Here is an 18,629-nt window from a genome sequence, read left to right as displayed (position 1 = left end):
ATAATAAAAACCACGGAGTTTCATCATGACGTTCAAACGCAAGCTACTCCTTGCCGTACTCCCGTTTGCCTTTAGCGTGGCCATGCCTGCTTCGGCACTGGACATCAAGTTCGCCGAAATTCACCCGGCCGGCTACCCGACCGTGGTCGCCGAACAGAACATGGGCAAAAAGCTCGAGCAGGCCAGTAATGGCGACATCACCTTCAAGATGTTTGCCGGCGGTGTGCTGGGTTCGGAAAAGGAAGTGATCGAACAGGCGCAGATCGGTGCCGTGCAGATGACCCGCGTCAGCCTGGGGATCGTCGGCCCGGTGGTGCCGGACGTGAACGTGTTCAACATGCCGTTCGTGTTCCGCGACCATGATCACATGCGCAAGATCATCGACGGCGAGATCGGCCAGGAAATCCTCGACAAGATCACCAACTCCGATTTCAACCTGGTAGCCCTGGCCTGGATGGACGGCGGCTCGCGCAGCATCTATACGAAGAAGCCGGTACGCAGCCTGGAAGACCTCAAGGGCATGAAAATTCGCGTACAGGGCAACCCGCTGTTCATCGACATGATGAACGCCATGGGCGGCAACGGCATCGCCATGGACACCGGGGAAATTTTCAGCGCCCTGCAAACCGGCGTGATCGATGGCGCCGAGAACAACCCGCCTACCCTGCTTGAGCACAACCACTTCCAGAGCGCCAAGTACTACACCCTGACCGGCCACCTGATCCTGCCGGAACCCGTGGTGATGTCCAAGACCACCTGGAACAAGCTCAGCCCCGAGCAGCAGGCGTTGGTGAAAAAGGTTGCACGTGAGGCGCAGATGGAAGAACGCGCGCTGTGGGATGCCAAGTCCGCCGCCAGCGAAGAGAAGCTCAAGGCCGCAGGTGTCGAGTTCATTACCGTGGACAAAAAGCCGTTCTATGACGCCACCGCTTCGGTGCGCGAGAAGTACGGCGCGCCGTACGCCGACCTGATGAAGCGTATCGACGCCGTCCAGTAATACCAGCCCCTTCCAAGACGACCTCGGCAGTGCGGCGCCCGCCGCCCTGCCGCTTTGGTGATGCCTATGAAATCGCTTTTCCTGAGCGTGAACGACACGCTGTACCGCAGCTGCATCTGGATCGCGGGCCTGTCGATCCTGGCCATGACGCTGATCATCCCGTGGGGCATCTTCGCCCGCTACGTGCTGGGCACCGGCTCCAGCTGGCCAGAGCCAGTCTCGATCCTGCTGATGGTGGTGTTCACCTTCGTTGGTGCCGCCGCCAGCTATCGCGCCGGGGCGCACATGGCGGTGGGGATGATCACCGACCGGTTGCCGCCGCTGCAGCGCCAGTTGGTCGCCCTGCTGGTACAACTGCTGATGATCGTGGTGTGCGTGTTCATGACCTATTACGGCACCCGGCTGTGCATCACCACCTGGAACCAGTCGCTGGCCTCGCTGCCCGGTGTGCGGGTGGGCATGACCTACGCGCCGATCCCGGTCGGCGGCGTGCTGACGCTGGTGTTCGTGCTGGAAAAACTCCTGCTGGGCGATCAGAGCAACCGCAAGGTCGTGCGCTTTGACCTGGTCGAAGAAAACGAAGGAGCTGCATAAATGGAAGCGTTCATTCTGTTGGGCAGTTTCATCGTGCTGATTCTGATCGGTATGCCGGTGGCCTACGCCCTGGGCCTGTCGGCGCTGATCGGCGCCTGGTGGATCGACATCCCGCTGCAAGCGATGATGATCCAGGTGGCCAGTGGGGTTAACAAGTTCTCGCTGCTGGCCATTCCGTTCTTCGTGCTGGCCGGCGCAATCATGGCCGAAGGCGGCATGTCACGACGGCTGGTGGCCTTTGCCGGGGTGCTGGTGGGCTTCGTGCGTGGCGGCCTGTCGCTGGTCAACATCATGGCCTCGACCTTCTTCGGCGCAATTTCCGGCTCGTCGGTGGCCGACACCGCCTCGGTGGGCTCTGTGCTTATCCCGGAGATGGAGCGCAAAGGTTACCCGCGTGAATTCTCAACCGCCGTGACCGTCAGTGGCTCGGTGCAGGCGCTGCTGACCCCGCCCAGTCACAACTCAGTGCTGTACTCGCTGGCGGCGGGCGGCACGGTATCCATTGCCTCGCTGTTCATGGCGGGCGTGATGCCCGGCTTGCTGCTGAGCGCGGTGATGATGGGCCTGTGCCTGATCTTCGCGAAGAAGCGCAACTACCCCAAGGGCGAAGTGATCCCGCTGCGCCAGGCGTTGAAGATTGCCGGTGAGGCGCTGTGGGGCCTGATGGCCATGGTCATCATTCTCGGCGGCATCCTGTCGGGCGTGTTCACCGCGACCGAATCGGCAGCCGTGGCGGTGGTGTGGTCATTCTTCGTGACCATGTTCATCTACCGCGACTACAAGTGGCGCGACCTGCCCAAGCTGATGCACCGCACGGTACGGACCATCTCCATCGTGATGATCCTGATCGGCTTCGCCGCCAGCTTCGGCTACGTGATGACCCTGATGCAGATCCCGTCGAAGATCACCACGGCGTTCCTGACCCTGTCGGACAACCGCTATGTGATCCTGATGTGCATCAACTTCATGCTGTTGCTGCTGGGCACGGTGATGGACATGGCGCCGCTGATCCTGATCCTTACGCCGATCCTGCTGCCGGTGATTACCGGTATTGGTGTAGACCCGGTGCACTTCGGCATGATCATGCTGGTGAACCTGGGGATCGGGCTGATAACGCCACCGGTGGGCGCCGTGCTGTTCGTGGGCTCGGCCATCGGCAAGGTGAGCATCGAGTCGACGGTGAAGGCGCTGCTGCCGTTCTACCTGGCGCTGTTCCTGGTGCTGATGGCGGTGACTTACATACCGGCCATCTCCCTGTGGCTGCCTAGCGTGGTGCTGTAACTGCAATCGGGGCCGCTCTGCGCCCCATCGCCGGCAAGCCAGCTCCCACAGGATTGTGCAGCCTTCCAGCCCTGCGCAACCCCTGTGGGAGCTGGCTTGCCGGCGATGGGCTGCAAAGCAGCCCTCTGGTTCTTTCTGCAAATGGATCCTGCACATGGCTGTTCCCTCCTCGGCTGTACCTCTATTCCCGCGCAAACTGGCCATCGCCCTGCTCGCCCTGCTGGCCTGTTCATTCGCCGGCAACCACATCGCCGCGCGCATTGCCTTCGATGACGGCACCGGCGTGCTGCTGGCGATTCTCTGCCGCTCAGGCATCACCTTGCTGGTGCTGGCCTGCCTGCTGTTGTGGCAACGCCAGGCGCTGGGCCTGCCCGCAGGCACCCGGCACTGGCAACTGCTGCTCGGCCTGCTGATCGCCACCCAAAGCCTGTGCCTGTACTCGGCGGTGGCGCGCATTCCGGTAGCCCTGGCGCTGCTGGTGGGCAACACCTTCCCGATGCTGCTGGCGCTGCTCACCTGGGCGCTGGGCGGCGCTCGCCCCACGGGCCGCACCGTGCTGTTCATGGGCCTGATCCTGTGCGGCCTGGTGCTGGCGCTGGATGTGCCGGCACGCCTGGCCGACAGCGGCGTGGCCAACCCGCACTGGGTGCCTGGGGTCAGCCTGGCCTTTGGCGCCGCCTGTGCCTTTGCCTGCGCCTTGTGGATCACCGACCACAAGCTGGCCAGCGTGCGCGGCCCCGTGCGCAGCCTGCTGACCTTGCTGATCGTGTTCTCCAGCATGCTGGTTGCAGGCGCAAGCGGCGTGATGCCGTCAGGCTTGTCACTGCCGGGCAGCAGCAGTGGCTGGGTGGCTCTGGCCTGCCTGGTGGTGCTGTATGGCCTGGCCTTCACCTTGCTGTTCGTCTGCGTACCAAAGCTGAACATGGCGCAGAACGCACCGGTGATGAACGTCGAGCCCATCGCCACACTGCTGCTGGGCTGGGCCTTGCTCGACCAGCAGCTCGGCACCCTGCAATTACTCGGCGGCGCCGTGGTGGTGTGCGGCATCGTGCTGCTCACCTACCGTCGGGCCAGTTGATTGTTCATCTGAAAGGAGCCTTGAATGGCTGTGACCGAACTGCACCTGCAGGACCGCCTGACCCGCCTGAGCCTGGCTCCGGAGCTGGGCGCCAGCCTGGTCAACTGGGAAGTGAAAGCGAGCGGGCAAGCGCTGCTGCGCCATTCCGACCTGGCCGCATTGGAAAGTGGTACGCCACGACGCCTCGCCTGCTACCCGCTGGCGCCTTGGTCCAACCGTATTGCGGAGGGTGGTTTTGCCCGGCCCGAGGGTTGGCAGCCACTGGCACCGAATACCGGGCATGACCCTTATCCGATTCATGGCAGTGCCTGGCAGCAGGCCTGGCAGGTGGAGCACCACAGCGAGCGACGCGCGCGCCTGACGCTGCACAGTGAAGTGCCGTTTGCCTACCTGGCCACGCTGGACGTGCACTTGCACGAGGGGTGCCTGAACCTGGACCTGCATGTCACCCATCTGGATGAGGCGGCAACCTGGTATGGCTTGGGGTTGCACCCTTACTTTCCGCGGTATCCCGATACCCAGCTGTATGCCACGGCACGCAAGGTGTGGCTGGCCGAGCCCGGGCGTTTGCCGTCGTACCAGGCCCAGGTGCCCGAGCAGTGGTGCTTCAATGCCTTGGGCCGTTTGCCCGAGACGGTGGTCGATCATGCCTTCAGTGGCTGGCCCGGAGAGTGTGTGATCGAACAGCCAAGCGCGGGTTATCGACTGGCGTGCAGTGCCAGCGGGGCTGAGCAATTCTTGCTGTTTTGCCCGCAGGGGCAAGGTTTTTTCTGCTTTGAACCGGTAAGCCACCCGGTCAATGCGCATCACCTGCCAGGGCGGCCGGGGTTGCGGTTGTTGCAGCGGGGGGAAGGAATGAGCCTGGGGTTCAGGATGCAGTATCGACCCCTTTGATTGTGTTGCCTTGATGGGGGCTGCTGCGCAGCCCATCGCCGGCAAGCCAGCTCCCACCCGACCGGATGCGCAGTACCTGTGGGAGCCTGGCTTGCCAGCGATGGGCCGCAAAGCGGCCCCAAATTCTCACGCCTTAAGCCAATGCCTCGGTAGCCCTCACCATTGGCTTGCTGGATACATCTCCCCGCACCTCCCGCGCCACCTTCCACACCAGCACTGCCGCCACAATATCGAACGCCGCCAGCACCACGAACAGCGGGCTGTAGCCAATCTGCGTGACAAGCACCCCGAACACCAGGGTAAACGCTGCTGCCCCCAGGTAACCGCACATGCCGCCCATGCCGGTCGCCGTGGCCACCTGGTCCTTGCTGAACGAGTCGGAAGTGATGGAGTACAGCGCCCCTGACAGCGTCTGGTGGGCAAACCCGCCAATGCACAGCAACAGGATCGCCGTGTAAGGGCTTTCCACCAGGCCGATGCAGGCCGGGCCGATCATGCAACTGGCCCCAAACACCAGGACCATCTTGCGCGAGGTGAACAACGACACCTTGAAGTAGCGGTGGAACAGCGGGCTCAGATACCCACCCAGCACACAACCGATATCGGCAGCCAGGAACGGCAGCCAGGCGAACATCGCCACTTCCTTGATGTTCATGTGCCGCTCGGTCATCAGGTACAGTGGAATCCAGGCATTGAAGGTTTGCCAGGCCGGCTCGGAGAGGATCCGCGCCGATGCGATGGCGTAGAAGTTGCGCGCCTTGAAGATGCGCTTCCACGCGCCCTTCTCGCGGCTGTCCTGTTTGAAGTGCGCTTCCTGCCCGGCCAGGATGTAGTCGCGCTCCTCATCACTCAGGCGTTTCTGGTCGCGCGGGTGCTTGTACAACAGCATCCACAGCAGGGTCCAGACGATGCCGGAGACGCCAACAATCACGAATGCCAGCTGCCAGCCACTGTGCAGAATCGCCCACACCACCAGCGGCGGTGCCAGCAAGGCGCCCAGCGATGAGCCGATATTGAACCAGCCGATCGCCACCGAGCGCTCCTTGGCCGGGAACCACTCGGTGGTTGCCTTGACCCCGGCCGGCAATCCGGCGGCTTCGGTCATGCCCAGCAGCCCGCGCATGAAGGCCATGCTCTGCCAGCCGGTGGCCAGGGCCGCGCCAGCACAGGCCAGCGACCAGGCCATGGCGAACACGGCAAAGCCCAGCTTGGTGCCAATGAAATCAATGAACCAGCCGGCTACCGGCTGCATGAGGGCGTAGCACACCTGCCAACTGGCGACGATCTTGGCGTATTGTTCGGTACTGATGGAGAGGTCGGTCATCAAGGTGGGGGCGGCCACCGAGAGGGTGTTGCGGGCGAGGTAGTTGACGACGAGCCCAGCCGTGACAAGGCTGACCATCCACCAACGGATGCCTTTCATCTTCATGGTTCACCTGAATTTCTTGTTTTTAGACTGGCGAGCGATTGGCGCGAACACCGGCAGCGGTATTTGCGACAAATTGTTTCAGGCGAAAGAGTGCCACGTCATAGGTCATCGTACAACACTTATTATTTCTTAATGTTTCGCCCCGTGTTGTACGATCTCAGTCCAGCTGTTGGGCCCGCAGCGCCTGCGCTAGCATGTCGATGAAGGCCCTGACCTTGGCAGAGCCGTACTTGCTCTCGCGATGCAACACATGAATCGGCCAGGGCGCCTCCTCGTACTCCGCCAGGATCACCTGCAACTGCCCACTGGCCAGCTCATCTGCCACCTGGTACGACAACAGGCGGGCAATCCCCAGCCCGCCGCTGGCGGCAGCGATCGCCCCGTCATTGCTGGTCACCGTCAGGCGCGGCTTCATGCGCACCAGGGTTGGCTCTTCAGTCACGCCAAAGCGCCAGCCGGCACGGGGCGACAGGTTGGTGGTGCCGATCACGGCATGCCCGGCCAGGTCGGAGGGATGCTTCGGCACGCCATGGCGCGCCAGGTAGTCGGGGGACGCACACAACATGCGCCGTACCCTGCCGACCCGCAACGCCTTCAACCCGGAGTCGGGCAATGGGCCGATGCGCACGGCCACGTCCATGCCCTCCTCGACCATGTTCACCACGCGGTCGAGGAAGTAGGCAGAAACATCGACGTCCGGGTACTGCTGCAGGTAGCGGACGATACACGGCATGACAAACTTCTTGCCGAACAGAATCGGGGCGGTTACTGCCAGGTCGCCTTTGGGGGTGGCGTTAATGCCGGCGGCCGCTTCGTTGGCCTCATGGATACTGGCCAGAATATGCCGGGTGTCCTCCAGGTAGCGGCCGCCAGCTTCGGTCAACCGCACACTACGGGTAGTGCGCAGCAGCAACTTGACCCCAAGCTGGTCTTCCAGGGCACTGACGGCGCGGGTGACGGCGGCCGGGGAAATGTCCAGGCGCCGGGCGGCAGCGGCGAAGCTTTCCAGCTCACCTACCGCGACGAACACCTTCATCAGGTGGATCTGGTCCATGCGGGCTCCTGAATATTTGGGGTGCCGGGATTATCGGATATTCGGCTGTTCTGTGCTGCCTGCCGGCGATGAGGCCAGGACAGGCATATCAGATATCCAGCACCAGCGCCTGTACCCCCTCCTCCACCTGCGCCGGCACCGCACAACAGATCAGCACCGATCCCGCCCCCGGCAGCTCTGCCGGCGGGTTCGGATAATGCACCTGGCCGCTTACCAGCCTGGTCTTGCAGGTACCGCACGACCCACCCCGGCAACTGAACTCGGGCGCAAGCCCCCGTGCCTCGGCCAGCTCCAGCAGGGTGCCGCTGCCCGGTACCCATCGCGCTTCCTTGGCCGACGCTGCGAAGTACACGGGTACTGGCTCGCTTGCCGAGGGCGGCTGTTGCAAGGTAGGTTGGCCTGCATCCGTGTGCCGCCGCAGCGTCGACGGCCCAAAGGCTTCAGCGTGAATGCGCGCATCGGGCACATGCACCGAACGCAGCCCTTCATACAGGTCCTGAGTGAAACTGCCCGGGCCGCACAGGTAGAAATCGTAGTCGTCCAGCGCCAGCGTCGCCTTGACCTGCTCGATACCCAGCCGGCCGACAAACTCATAATCCTGCCCGACCACGGCATGGTCTTCTGGCTGACTCAGGGCGCGATGAACGTGCAGCAAGCCCCCAGCCTGTTGGCGCAGGCCCGCCAGTTCCCGCCCGAATGGCAAGTCGGCGAGGCTGCGAGCACCATGGAACAAATGAATTCGCCGTGCATGACCTTTGCGCAATTGCTCACGCAGCATGGCCAGCAACGGCGTGATCCCCACACCCGCGCCAATCAGCACAAGCGGGCGCGTACTCTGCTCATCCAGTGTGAAACTGCCCATAGGCGCGCGCACATCCAGCACATCACCTGGCTTGACGCGCTCATGCAGGTGCCGAGAGGCGGGCCCCTGCGCTTTTACGCTGATACGCAGGTAGCCATCGGACGGTGCGCTCGACAAGCTGTAGGTCCGGATCATCGCGGCCTCACCGTCGATCTGCACGTGCACCGGAATGTGTTGCCCTGGCGCAAAGGCCACACTGCTATCACTCGGCGGCTCAAGGTAGAACGAGCGGATATCGCGGCTCTCCTGCTCCACCCGCAGCACACGCCAGGCCTGCCATTGACGCTGTCGCTGGCGTTGCTGCAGGCGTGCATCTGCCTCGGCCCAGGTGCCCGTCATCAGGCTGGTCGGTGCGTACTCCTTGAACGCCCAACGCAGGGAAACCGCCGCCGGGCGCCACACTACCTGCTCCACTTCCAGCGTCCACAGCCGCTCGGCACCTTCGAAGGCCTGGATGGCCGGGCTGTCCAGCAGCACCTCGGCACGCCCGCACAGCTGCAGCACGTTGCCGTTGCTGAAGTCGATGAACAGCAAGCCGGCCCGCGGGTTCACCAACAAGTTGCCCAAGGTGTTGAAGTGCAGGTTGCCCGCGTAGTCGGGAATGATCAGCCGATTACCCTCGACCTTGACGAACCCTGGCCGGCCGCCACGGTGAGAGACATCCACAGAGCGCTGGCTGTCACCCTGCTCGACATAGCTGGCGACAAAGAACGTGTCGGCGGCCTGGATCATGCTGACGCTTTTGGCGTCCAGCGTTGTCGCATCGACACGCGCCTGGGCGGGCTCGGCGACACGGGTGTAGTCACGCAACTGGATGTACTGCGGGCAGTTGCCGAACGACTGCTCCACCCTCACCTGCAGTTGCCCTTCGGCAGCCTGGCGGATCTGCCCGTTGATGCGATTGCGCCGACGGGTGTGCAGTTCGATACCCAGCAGGCCGACCGCCTGCCCGGCTACCAGCCCCGGCGTGGCGGGGTCATCTGCTGGCAGCGTGGTGTCGATCGTCAGCACGCGAGGGTCGGGCGAACTGACGAACCCTTCCGGCCCTTCCAGCAGGGTGGCCCAAGGCCGACCCAAGGCGTCCACACTGGCGGCGACCATGAACGGCAACTGGTGATAGAAACTACGGTGCTGGTCGGGCATGTAGTCACGAATGACCTTTTGCCCGAACGCCTCCATGCGCTCTGCTACACCGGCCTTTTCCTGCAGGGTTTTCTCGCCCGCATGCCAGGGCGAGGGGCGGTGGTCCGGGGGCTGTTGCATGGTGGCGTTCCTCTCGAAGGGGAGGTATCAGGCGCTGGTCTGCAGCCCGATCACAGTACGTGGCATGGGCACGAAGCCCGGCAGCGACTCGATCCGTGCCAGCCAACTGCGCACGTTGGCATAGGGCTCCAGCGACACGTTGCCTTCGGGGGCGTGGGCGATGTACGAGTAGTTGGCGATGTCGGCGATGGTGGGCGTGCTGCCCGCCAGGAATGGCGCCTTGGCCAGCTCGGCGTCGATCACCTTGAGCAGGGTATGGGCACGGGCAATGACTTCGTCGGTGTTGAACGCAGCGCCGAACACGGTCACCAGGCGCGCAGCAGCGGGGCCAAAGGCCAGCGGGCCGGCAGCCACCGACAACCAGCGCTGCACACGGGCGGCGGCAGCGGGTTCTTCGGGCAACCAGGTGCCGTTGTCGTACTTTTTGGCCAGGTAGACGAGGATGGCATTGGAATCGGCGATCACCGTGCCGTTGTCATCGATGACCGGGACTTGGCCGAACGGGTTGAGGGCCAGAAAATCCGGCTGCTTGTGCGCGCCTTTGGCCAAGTCGACGAACACCAGCTCGGTGGGCAGGTTGAGCAGCGAGAGCATCAATTCGATGCGGTGGGCATGGCCAGACTTGGGGAAGTTGTAGAGCTTGATCGGGTTCGACATGGGTTTTGCTCCTGGTCAGCACCGGGATGGGCTGGTGGAGCCTATGCTGCACTGGATCGGCTGGCAGCAGAATCAGCGCGCAAGGGAAACCATAATTTCGCGGGGCGGAATAATGGTTTCCTCTGCGCAAGTACGGGCAGGCCAGCGCTAGCAAACAAACATCAGGTCAGTGCAACTTCTTGAAATGCCGGAACAATCCACGTGCAGCCTCGACCACCTGCGGAACACAGTCCTGGATATCGGCTTCGCTCATCTGGTCTAGCAGCTCGAAGTTATCTTCAAGCCCATGCAGGGAAATGGCCTTGAGCAATGGGTCCTGCTCTGGCGGCAACTCGCCCCAACCGGCAACCTGGGTGCCGCGCATATAGCCGAAGCACCACTCCTCCAGAACGATCACCGTGCCTGCCTCGCCCTCGGTTTCCTCGAACAGCGGCTCGAAATGGTCGACGTTGTCAGACAGTTCCTCATTCACCTGATTGGCATAGCGCAACATCAACGCGGTGTACGCTTCCTCGTGCGCTGGCTTCTTGAACTTCGGTACCTTGCCACCGGCCACTGCGGGCAGCCATTGCTCGGGGAAAACGGTCACCGGCGAGCTGGCCAGTGCTGTGAAAAAGCCATTGAGCTCGGCCAGGTTCAGCACGGAATAGTCGTTGCCGTAGGTGATCAACAGGTCTTCGAGACGGTCGAGTTCTTTTTCGCTGAGTACGGGGAGCATGGGTCAGAATCCTGGGAAGCAAAAGTGTGTGCACCCTAGCACAGCAAGGCCGCAAGGGCTGCCCGCGTGATACATGGCGCGGGCAGATCGGTCAGGCGTGCAACCAGTCCTGCAGCTCATGTCGCCGGTCGGTGCCGATCAGCAGCCACAGCAAGATGCGGCACTTGCGCGGGCAGAGTTGCCCGGCCATGTGCACGCCTTTTTTCTGCAGATCGATCTCTGCACCGGCAAATCCATAGGTTGCCCGGGCGGTTGGCCCATTACCTGTGCGTGTGGCCACCACTACCGGCAAGGTGGGCGCCACGTGTTCCAGCACATCGGACCAACTCGCGCTGACATGCCCAGCGCCGAAGCCGGCGATGACCAAGCCTTCATAACCCGATGTGGCCACCGCGTGCAGCAGCGCCGTGTCTGCGTCCAGGCAGGCTTCCAGCAGGGCAACGCGCTGGTCGGTGCGATGCGGTAACGGCAGCACTTCCCGGCGTCCTGGCGCATGGTGATACAGCACAGCCCCCTCCACCACTTCGCCCAATGGGCCACACCCCGGCGATTCGAATGCCGCTATCGCCATGCTGGCGGTCTTGCGAACCCTTGCCGCGCAGTGGACCTGGTCATTCATCACCACAAGCACACCTCGCCCGCAGCTGCCCGGTGCCAATGCAACCTGAGCCGCAGCCAACAGGTTGGCCGGGCCATCGTTGCCCGGCTGGCTGGCCGAGCGCATGGCACCGGTCATCACCAATGGCGCATCGAACGGCCAGAGCAGATCCAGAAAATAGGCCGTTTCCTCAAGGGTGTCGGTCCCTTGACTCACTACCACAGCCTGGGCTCCGCGCTCCACCTCGCACCGGGCCCATGCCCGCACTTGCAGCAACGTCGCGAAGGCCAGCGATGCACTCGGGACCAGGCACAGTGAAGCTACGTTCAACTGCGCCATCTCGCGCAACTGGGGGACTTTAAGCAATTGCTGCTCGCAGTCGAGGCTTGGCGTTACACCACACCCAACAGCCCCCGCCTGCATACTGACTGTGCCCCCCAGGCTGGCGATCGACAGCCTGGGCAGGCTCGAATGTTCACTCATGCTTCTCCCCCCACAAGTAACCCAACCAGAGGTACGATCCCCAAGGTGCTGATGGCCATCGATACCACGTTTCCGATGTAGCCATGCACATAAGCAGGCAAGCGCTGCGTGATCGCCACCGCCAGCGGCGGAGCCACCAGCGCACCCAGCACCGCGCTGGCCATCGCCACTTGCCAGCCGCCGCCATGCGTCAGCAATGCGGCCGGGACGACCGATACGATCGGAATGTAAGTAGGGTACCACCCGCGGGCTTGCCACTGGCCTCGCCAGGTTACGACCCCAACCAGCGATGCCAGGGCCTGCCCAGCCACTATCTGCATCACCAGCATCGAACCGTATGACGGTGCAGCCGGGGCCAACAGGTACGCCAGCAACACGCCCAGCAGCAGCCCGAGGCTGGCCAGTTCATTGCCAAAAAAAGGCGCTTCGCTGAAATCGGCCAGCCCGCGCCGCAGCGTCCAGACCACACCGTAGTCTGGCTTGTTGACGACCGGTTCCACTGGGGTGGGTTCACGGCATTGGCGTACCCATGAAGGGAAGCGCTTGCACAGGATGAAAGCCACGACACTTGCCACTGCCATGCCACTCACGTTGCCAACTACCACTGGCAATTGCAGGGGATAGCACAGGTAGTTGACTATCAGCAGGCTGGCCGGTGTGACCAGTAGAGCCCCCAGTACCGCCCCCGTGATCGTCACCCGCCAGCCCGCACCAAACAGCATCACCATGGCCGCCGGCAATGACACGAAGGCGACGAAGGTGGGTTGCCAGTTGCCACTGGCCAAGGTCCACCCCCACAACGCGTGGCTGAGCAGCAAGCCCAGGAACGAACTGGTGAACACCCATGGCCATAACCCGCTGCCATAGCAAATCGCAAAGCCCTGCCAGCGGTACCCTCGCACGTGGGCCCAGTGCGCCAGGCAAGCGCCCAGCAGCAGGCCCAGTGCGGGCAGCTCATGCTTGTAGAATGCCACCTCACTGATATCACCGACGATCCAGCGCAAGCGGCTCAGGGGCTGATCGAGCGTCGCCACCATTACTGCATAATCCGGCCATTGCCCATGGGCAAGGCTCGCAACGAGCGCCAGCAGCAGACAGGCAAAAATCAACACAGGCCAACGCTGCTGTCCTGAGAAGAGTAGCGTGTTCATTTGCGACTCCTCAACGTGGCATTGGCGCGTGCAAGCGGTAACCAAGATTGGCATCGTAGAGGTCGATACGCCGGTCCCGCGGCAGGTCGTTGAGGTTGTTCCAGATCGGCGCCGAGCGTGCACTGCTCAGATCTACATCGGCATAGAGAATTTCTTCGGCCTCTGCACTGCCCACTTCGCCGATCGGCCAGCCATTGGTACCGGCGATCAGCGAGCCCCCCAGGAAGCGCCCGCCCCGCTCGCTCCCGACACGGTTCGCGGCGGCGATATAAACGTTGTTGACATGCGCTGCGGTCATGGTCAGGTACGAGGCCATGCAGCGCCCTGCTTTATCGAACAAGGGTGGCGGGGTCCATACCCAGTTGTTGAGGCTGCAGATGATGTCGGCGCCTTGCCCCGCCATCAGACGCGGGACTTCCGGGAACCATATGTCCCAGCATATCAGCAGGCCGATACGGCCAATCGGCGTCTCGAATACCGGGAACCCCAGATCGCCGGGGGTGAACCAAAGTTTTTCCTGGTTCCAGAGGTGCGCCTTACGGTAGTGCCCGAGCCGGCCTTCAGGGCCAAACAGTACGGCGCTGTCGTAGAGCTTCAGCCCGTCGCGCTCGGAAAAACCTGCGGCCAGGTAAACCTGGTATTCCCTGGCGAAGTCTGCCCAGGCTTTCAGACTGGGGCCGTCCTGCAGCGTCTGTGCATGGGCATAGGCTTCGGCGCGGGAGTTGAAGGTGTAGCCGGTATTGGCCAGCTCAGGCAGCACTATCAGGTTGGCGCCTTCGCGTGCTGCGCGCCGGGCCAGTGCCAGACCATTACCCAAGTTGCGCTCACAATGCTCAAGACCGACCTGGGGGTCGTACTGGATGACAGCGATACGTACAGGGCTGACGGGGGAACAGGACTCAGACATGGCGGCTTCCTTTTTGTGGTTGTTTTGGAAGGACACCAGTAAAGCGATGTTGGGCTTGGGAGGGACAGTCAGGAGGGTCCTATGGGACCGTAGGGCAATCGCATGATCGCAGTAGGACTCCCCCTACAAAATGCCCCGTACGCCGCTATTTCCCAACCTGATAATGTGGGTAGTGCTTAAGGGTAAAGCCACCATTGAATTGCGCTGAAGTGTTGTTGCAGAGGTTGATGACCGTATCAATTGCCGTGCGCAAACACGGCTCGATCCACCCGGCGTCAACTGAGAAGGCGATATCCGACCCTGACCCGGCCATTTTCCAGCCTCTGCACCGCGCACACGGACGTATCTGTCAGCAGCCCGTCAGCTCTTTTCAGAAGGTGGTCATAAAGCGAGATCCCTCCCATGCCGACGTCCAGATACAAGAAGCTTTCGTCCAGGGCCGCAAGCCCCAGATAGGCAGGTCCTTGAAACGGCAATCCCCTGCAATCTTATAGAACCAACTGTGATGTTCTGGTGTTCTCCATGAGTTGAAGAACCTGAGAATGACCAATTGCGAGATCAGTTCAGGGGTGGTTATGCACCACCCGCCAACACCCACAGAACCGCAAGGCTCATGTGGATGCCAGCTTGAAGTTACGATGCGGGCGTTATGCCTTACACCGCCAGCGCACGCTCACGCAGCTCGCTGTTGAGGATGCGGTCGTTCTCGCTGTAATCGACCGGGCAGTCGATCACGTGCACGCCCGGGGTCTTGATGCAGTGTTCCAGCAGTGGCAGCAGGCCTTCGGCACTTTCCACGCGGTGACCGTTGGCACCGTAGGCTTCGGCGTATTTGACGAAGTCCGGGTTGCCGTAGTCCAGGCCAAAATCGGTGAAGCCCATGTTGGCCTGCTTCCAGCGGATCATGCCGTAGCCATCGTCACGCAGGATCACCACGGTGATGTGCATGCCCAGGCGGACTGCGGTTTCCAGTTCCTGGCTGTTCATCATGAAGCCGCCGTCCCCGCACACCGAGATCACCGGGCGGTCAGGGTGCACCAGGTGTGCCGCCATGGCCGATGGCAGGCCGGCGCCCATGGTCGCCAGGGCGTTGTCCAGCAGCACCGTGTTCGGCTTGTGCGCCTTGTAGTTACGGGCGAACCAGATCTTGTAGATGCCGTTGTCCAGGGCAACGATGCCTTCGGACGGCAGTACACGACGGATGTCGGCCACCAGGCGCTGCGGGTAGACCGGGAAGCGGTTGTCGTCAGCCCCTTCGGCGATCTGCGCTTCGTTGGCTTCACGGATGGCCAGCAGGCGGGTGAAGTCCCAGTGCGACGTGTCGTTCAGCGCTTCGCTGATCTGCCACACGGCGTTGGCGATGTCACCAATCACTTCGACCTGCGGGAAGTACACGGCATCGACTTCGGCGGAGCGGAAGTTGATGTGGATGACTTCGGTACCACCACGGACCATGAAGAACGGCGGCTTTTCGATCACGTCGTGGCCGATGTTGATGATCAGGTCGGCGGCTTCGACGGCGCGGTGAACAAAGTCACCCGACGACAGCGCAGCGTTGCCCAGGAAGCGCGGGTGGCGCTCGTCGACCACGCCTTTACCCATCTGGGTGGTGATGAACGGGATACCGGTCTTGTCGATCAGCTGTTTGAGGACCTTGGCGGTCATCTTGCGGTTGGCACCGGCGCCGATCACCAGGATCGGGTTACGGGCGTTCTGCAATTTCTCCACCGCCGCTTCGACAGCCTTGTGTTCGGCCAGCGGGCGGCGGTGCAGGCTACGCGGGATCGGCAGTGCGTCGGTCTGCTCGGCGGCGATGTCTTCCGGCAGTTCCAGGTGTACCGCACCCGGCTTTTCTTCTTCGGCCAGGCGGAAGGCTTCACGCATGCGGGCCGGGATGTTGTCGGCCGAGGCGAACTGGTGGGTGTACTTGGTGATGGGGTCCATCATGCCGCACACGTCAATGATCTGGAAGCGGCCCTGCTTGGACTTCTTGATCGGCTTCTGGCCGGTGATCATCATCATCGGCATGCCGCCCAGGTAGGCGTAGGCGCTGGCGGTGACCAGGTTGGTGGCGCCGGGGCCGAGGGTGGACAGGCTGACGCCGGTCTTGCCGGTCAGGCGGCCGTAGGTGGCAGCCATGAAGCCTGCAGACTGCTCGTGGCGGGTCAGTACCAGCTTGATCTTCGACTTGCGCAGGGATTCGAGCAGGTCGAGGTTTTCCTCACCGGGAATGCCGAACACATACTCGACACCTTCGTTTTCCAGGCATTGCACAACGACATCGGCGGCCTTGGCCATCTTGCTTGCTACCTCAAGTGATGGGACGGTGGAAGTCCGGAAATGCGCAGCACGGTGCGCTGGCATCACCAGGTTCAGGGGCAGGAGTGCCCTGAATCAAAGTCTTGACGTAGGGTTGGTACGGGAAAGTCACGTTAATGTGACTGCAATATTGTCGCAGCGACTATGAAAGCATACGCGGTCGCTGTGGGAGCGGGCGTGCCCGCGAAACAAGCAGCGAGGTGAATGGCACGGGCTTCGCCCGTGTTCGCGGGGCAAGCCCGCTCCCACAGGGATTCGAGCTGGGCTGAATTTTTTGCCCACAAAGACAAAACCCCTACCTGCATGCGCAGATAGGGGTTTTGCGAAATGAATCTTGACGATGACCTACTCTCACATGGGGAAACCCCACACTACCATCGGCGATGCATCGTTTCACTGCTGAGTTCGGGATGGGATCAGGTGGTTCCAATGCTCTATGGTCGTCAAGAAATTCTGTAGCCAGAATGTCCAGATGGACAGCCCAGCGAATTCGGATATGTGATGTTTGTGGTTTGTTGCGAACTTTCGGTTCGTATCATCTTCACCACCGCAATCTGCGTCAGCAAATTGCTTGGGTGTTATATGGTCAAGCCTCACGGGCAATTAGTATTGGTTAGCTCAACGCCTCACAGCGCTTACACACCCAACCTATCAACGTCGTAGTCTTCGACGGCCCTTTAGGGGATTCAAGATCCCAGTGAGATCTCATCTTGAGGCAAGTTTCCCGCTTAGATGCTTTCAGCGGTTATCTCTTCCGAACATAGCTACCCGGCAATGCCACTGGCGTGACAACCGGAACACCAGAGGTTCGTCCACTCCGGTCCTCTCGTACTAGGAGCAGCCCCTCTCAAATCTCAAACGTCCACGGCAGATAGGGACCGAACTGTCTCACGACGTTCTAAACCCAGCTCGCGTACCACTTTAAATGGCGAACAGCCATACCCTTGGGACCGGCTTCAGCCCCAGGATGTGATGAGCCGACATCGAGGTGCCAAACACCGCCGTCGATATGAACTCTTGGGCGGTATCAGCCTGTTATCCCCGGAGTACCTTTTATCCGTTGAGCGATGGCCCTTCCATACAGAACCACCGGATCACTAAGACCTACTTTCGTACCTGCTCGACGTGTTTGTCTCGCAGTCAAGCGCGCTTTTGCCTTTATACTCTACGACCGATTTCCGACCGGTCTGAGCGCACCTTCGTACTCCTCCGTTACTCTTTGGGAGGAGACCGCCCCAGTCAAACTACCCACCATACACTGTCCTCGATCCGGATAACGGACCTGAGTTAGAACCTCAAAGTTGCCAGGGTGGTATTTCAAGGATGGCTCCATGAGAACTGGCGTCCCCACTTCAAAGCCTCCCACCTATCCTACACAAGCAAATTCAAAGTCCAGTGCAAAGCTATAGTAAAGGTTCACGGGGTCTTTCCGTCTAGCCGCGGATACACTGCATCTTCACAGCGATTTCAATTTCACTGAGTCTCGGGTGGAGACAGCGCCGCCATCGTTACGCCATTCGTGCAGGTCGGAACTTACCCGACAAGGAATTTCGCTACCTTAGGACCGTTATAGTTACGGCCGCCGTTTACCGGGGCTTCGATCAAGAGCTTCGCTTGCGCTAACCCCATCAATTAACCTTCCGGCACCGGGCAGGCGTCACACCCTATACGTCCACTTTCGTGTTTGCAGAGTGCTGTGTTTTTAATAAACAGTCGCAGCGGCCTGGTATCTTCGACCGGCATGGGCTTACGGAGCAAGTCCTTGACCCTCGCCGGCGCACCTTCTCCCGAAGTTACGGTGCCATTTTGCCTAGTTCCTTCACCCGAGTTCTCTCAAGCGCCTTGGTATTCTCTACCTAACCACCTGTGTCGGTTTGGGGTACGGTTCCCAGTTATCTGAAGCTTAGGAGCTTTTCTTGGAAGCATGGTATCAACCACTTCGTCGCCTAAAGGCAACTCGTCATCAGCTCTCGGCCTTGAAATCCCGGATTTGCCTAAGATTCCAGCCTACCACCTTAAACCTGGACAACCAACGCCAGGCTGGCCTAACCTTCTCCGTCCCTCCATCGCAATAACTGGAAGTACAGGAATATTAACCTGTTTTCCATCGACTACGCTTTTCAGCCTCGCCTTAGGGACCGACTAACCCTGCGTCGATTAACGTTGCGCAGGAAACCTTGGTCTTTCGGCGTGCGAGTTTTTCACTCGCATTGTCGTTACTCATGTCAGCATTCGCACTTCTGATACCTCCAGCAAGCTTCTCAACTCACCTTCACAGGCTTACAGAACGCTCCTCTACCGCATCACCAAAAGGTGATACCCGTAGCTTCGGTGCATGGTTTGA

General features: G+C 61.3%; 14 protein-coding genes and 2 rRNA genes (1 of these 16 only partly in view). 5 read left to right on the top strand and 11 right to left on the bottom strand.

The annotated features are described in order from the left end of the window. The first annotated feature begins 25 nt into the window (after positions 1-25). The 5 genes from J3A71_RS06850 to J3A71_RS06830 all read left to right on the top strand — a co-directional run bounded on the left by J3A71_RS06850 (position 26) and on the right by J3A71_RS06830 (position 4,844). Positions 26-997 (top strand): TRAP transporter substrate-binding protein, encoded by a 972-nt coding sequence (locus tag J3A71_RS06850; protein ID WP_016488691.1) that lies wholly within the window; start codon positions 26-28, stop codon positions 995-997. Positions 998-1,063: 66 nt separating this feature from the next. Continuing rightward, positions 1,064-1,591: a TRAP transporter small permease gene (locus tag J3A71_RS06845; RefSeq protein WP_003254832.1), complete on the top strand. Its 528-nt coding sequence runs from the start codon at positions 1,064-1,066 to the stop codon at positions 1,589-1,591. Next, a complete protein-coding gene (locus tag J3A71_RS06840) occupies positions 1,592-2,872 on the top strand; it encodes a TRAP transporter large permease (protein ID WP_016488692.1) in 1,281 nt (426 codons plus the stop codon). 154 nt (positions 2,873-3,026) lie between these two features. Beyond that, positions 3,027-3,950 (top strand): DMT family transporter, encoded by a 924-nt coding sequence (locus J3A71_RS06835; RefSeq protein WP_016488693.1) that lies wholly within the window; start codon positions 3,027-3,029, stop codon positions 3,948-3,950. A gap of 24 nt (positions 3,951-3,974) precedes the next feature. After that, positions 3,975-4,844, top strand: a complete 870-nt coding sequence (locus tag J3A71_RS06830; RefSeq protein ID WP_016488694.1) for an aldose 1-epimerase — start codon at positions 3,975-3,977, stop codon at positions 4,842-4,844. A gap of 133 nt (positions 4,845-4,977) precedes the next feature. Here J3A71_RS06830 and J3A71_RS06825 read toward each other — a convergent pair whose 3' ends face one another. The 11 genes from J3A71_RS06825 to J3A71_RS06775 form a co-directional block, all read right to left on the bottom strand. Further along, on the bottom strand, positions 4,978-6,273 hold the full coding sequence (locus J3A71_RS06825) for an MFS transporter (protein WP_016488695.1): 1,296 nt from the start codon (positions 6,271-6,273) through the stop codon (positions 4,978-4,980). A gap of 157 nt (positions 6,274-6,430) precedes the next feature. Further along, a complete protein-coding gene (locus tag J3A71_RS06820; RefSeq protein ID WP_049275914.1) occupies positions 6,431-7,327 on the bottom strand; it encodes a LysR family transcriptional regulator in 897 nt (298 codons plus the stop codon). An 88-nt stretch (positions 7,328-7,415) separates the two neighbouring features. Continuing rightward, complete coding sequence (locus J3A71_RS06815; RefSeq protein WP_096426677.1) at positions 7,416-9,452, bottom strand: pyridoxamine 5'-phosphate oxidase family protein; 2,037 nt, start codon at positions 9,450-9,452, stop codon at positions 7,416-7,418. Between the two features lie 27 nt (positions 9,453-9,479). Next, a complete protein-coding gene (locus J3A71_RS06810) occupies positions 9,480-10,109 on the bottom strand; it encodes a glutathione S-transferase (RefSeq protein WP_016488698.1) in 630 nt (209 codons plus the stop codon). Positions 10,110-10,275: 166 nt separating this feature from the next. Next, positions 10,276-10,827: a UPF0149 family protein gene (locus J3A71_RS06805; RefSeq protein ID WP_016488699.1), complete on the bottom strand. Its 552-nt coding sequence runs from the start codon at positions 10,825-10,827 to the stop codon at positions 10,276-10,278. 91 nt (positions 10,828-10,918) lie between these two features. Next, positions 10,919-11,908: an asparaginase gene (locus tag J3A71_RS06800; protein WP_096426678.1), complete on the bottom strand. Its 990-nt coding sequence runs from the start codon at positions 11,906-11,908 to the stop codon at positions 10,919-10,921. Beyond that, positions 11,905-13,059, bottom strand: a complete 1,155-nt coding sequence (locus tag J3A71_RS06795; RefSeq protein WP_102667822.1) for a hypothetical protein — start codon at positions 13,057-13,059, stop codon at positions 11,905-11,907. Before J3A71_RS06795 ends, J3A71_RS06800 begins: the two co-directional genes overlap by 4 nt. A gap of 10 nt (positions 13,060-13,069) precedes the next feature. After that, positions 13,070-13,966 (bottom strand): nitrilase family protein, encoded by an 897-nt coding sequence (locus J3A71_RS06790; protein WP_096426680.1) that lies wholly within the window; start codon positions 13,964-13,966, stop codon positions 13,070-13,072. Between the two features lie 654 nt (positions 13,967-14,620). Further along, on the bottom strand, positions 14,621-16,264 hold the full coding sequence (locus J3A71_RS06785; protein ID WP_023049034.1) for an acetolactate synthase large subunit: 1,644 nt from the start codon (positions 16,262-16,264) through the stop codon (positions 14,621-14,623). Between the two features lie 353 nt (positions 16,265-16,617). Next, positions 16,618-16,733, bottom strand: a 5S ribosomal RNA gene (rrf, locus tag J3A71_RS06780). Positions 16,734-16,867: 134 nt separating this feature from the next. Then, positions 16,868-18,629: ribosomal RNA gene (locus J3A71_RS06775) — 23S ribosomal RNA — on the bottom strand (it continues 1,130 nt past the right edge of the window).

The sequence above is a fragment of the Pseudomonas sp. PvP089 genome (assembly GCF_017875165.1).
GTDB classification, from domain to species: domain Bacteria; phylum Pseudomonadota; class Gammaproteobacteria; order Pseudomonadales; family Pseudomonadaceae; genus Aquipseudomonas; species Aquipseudomonas fortuita.
Note: the sequence above shows the minus strand (reverse complement) of the source record. Positions and strands in the feature narration are given on the sequence as shown.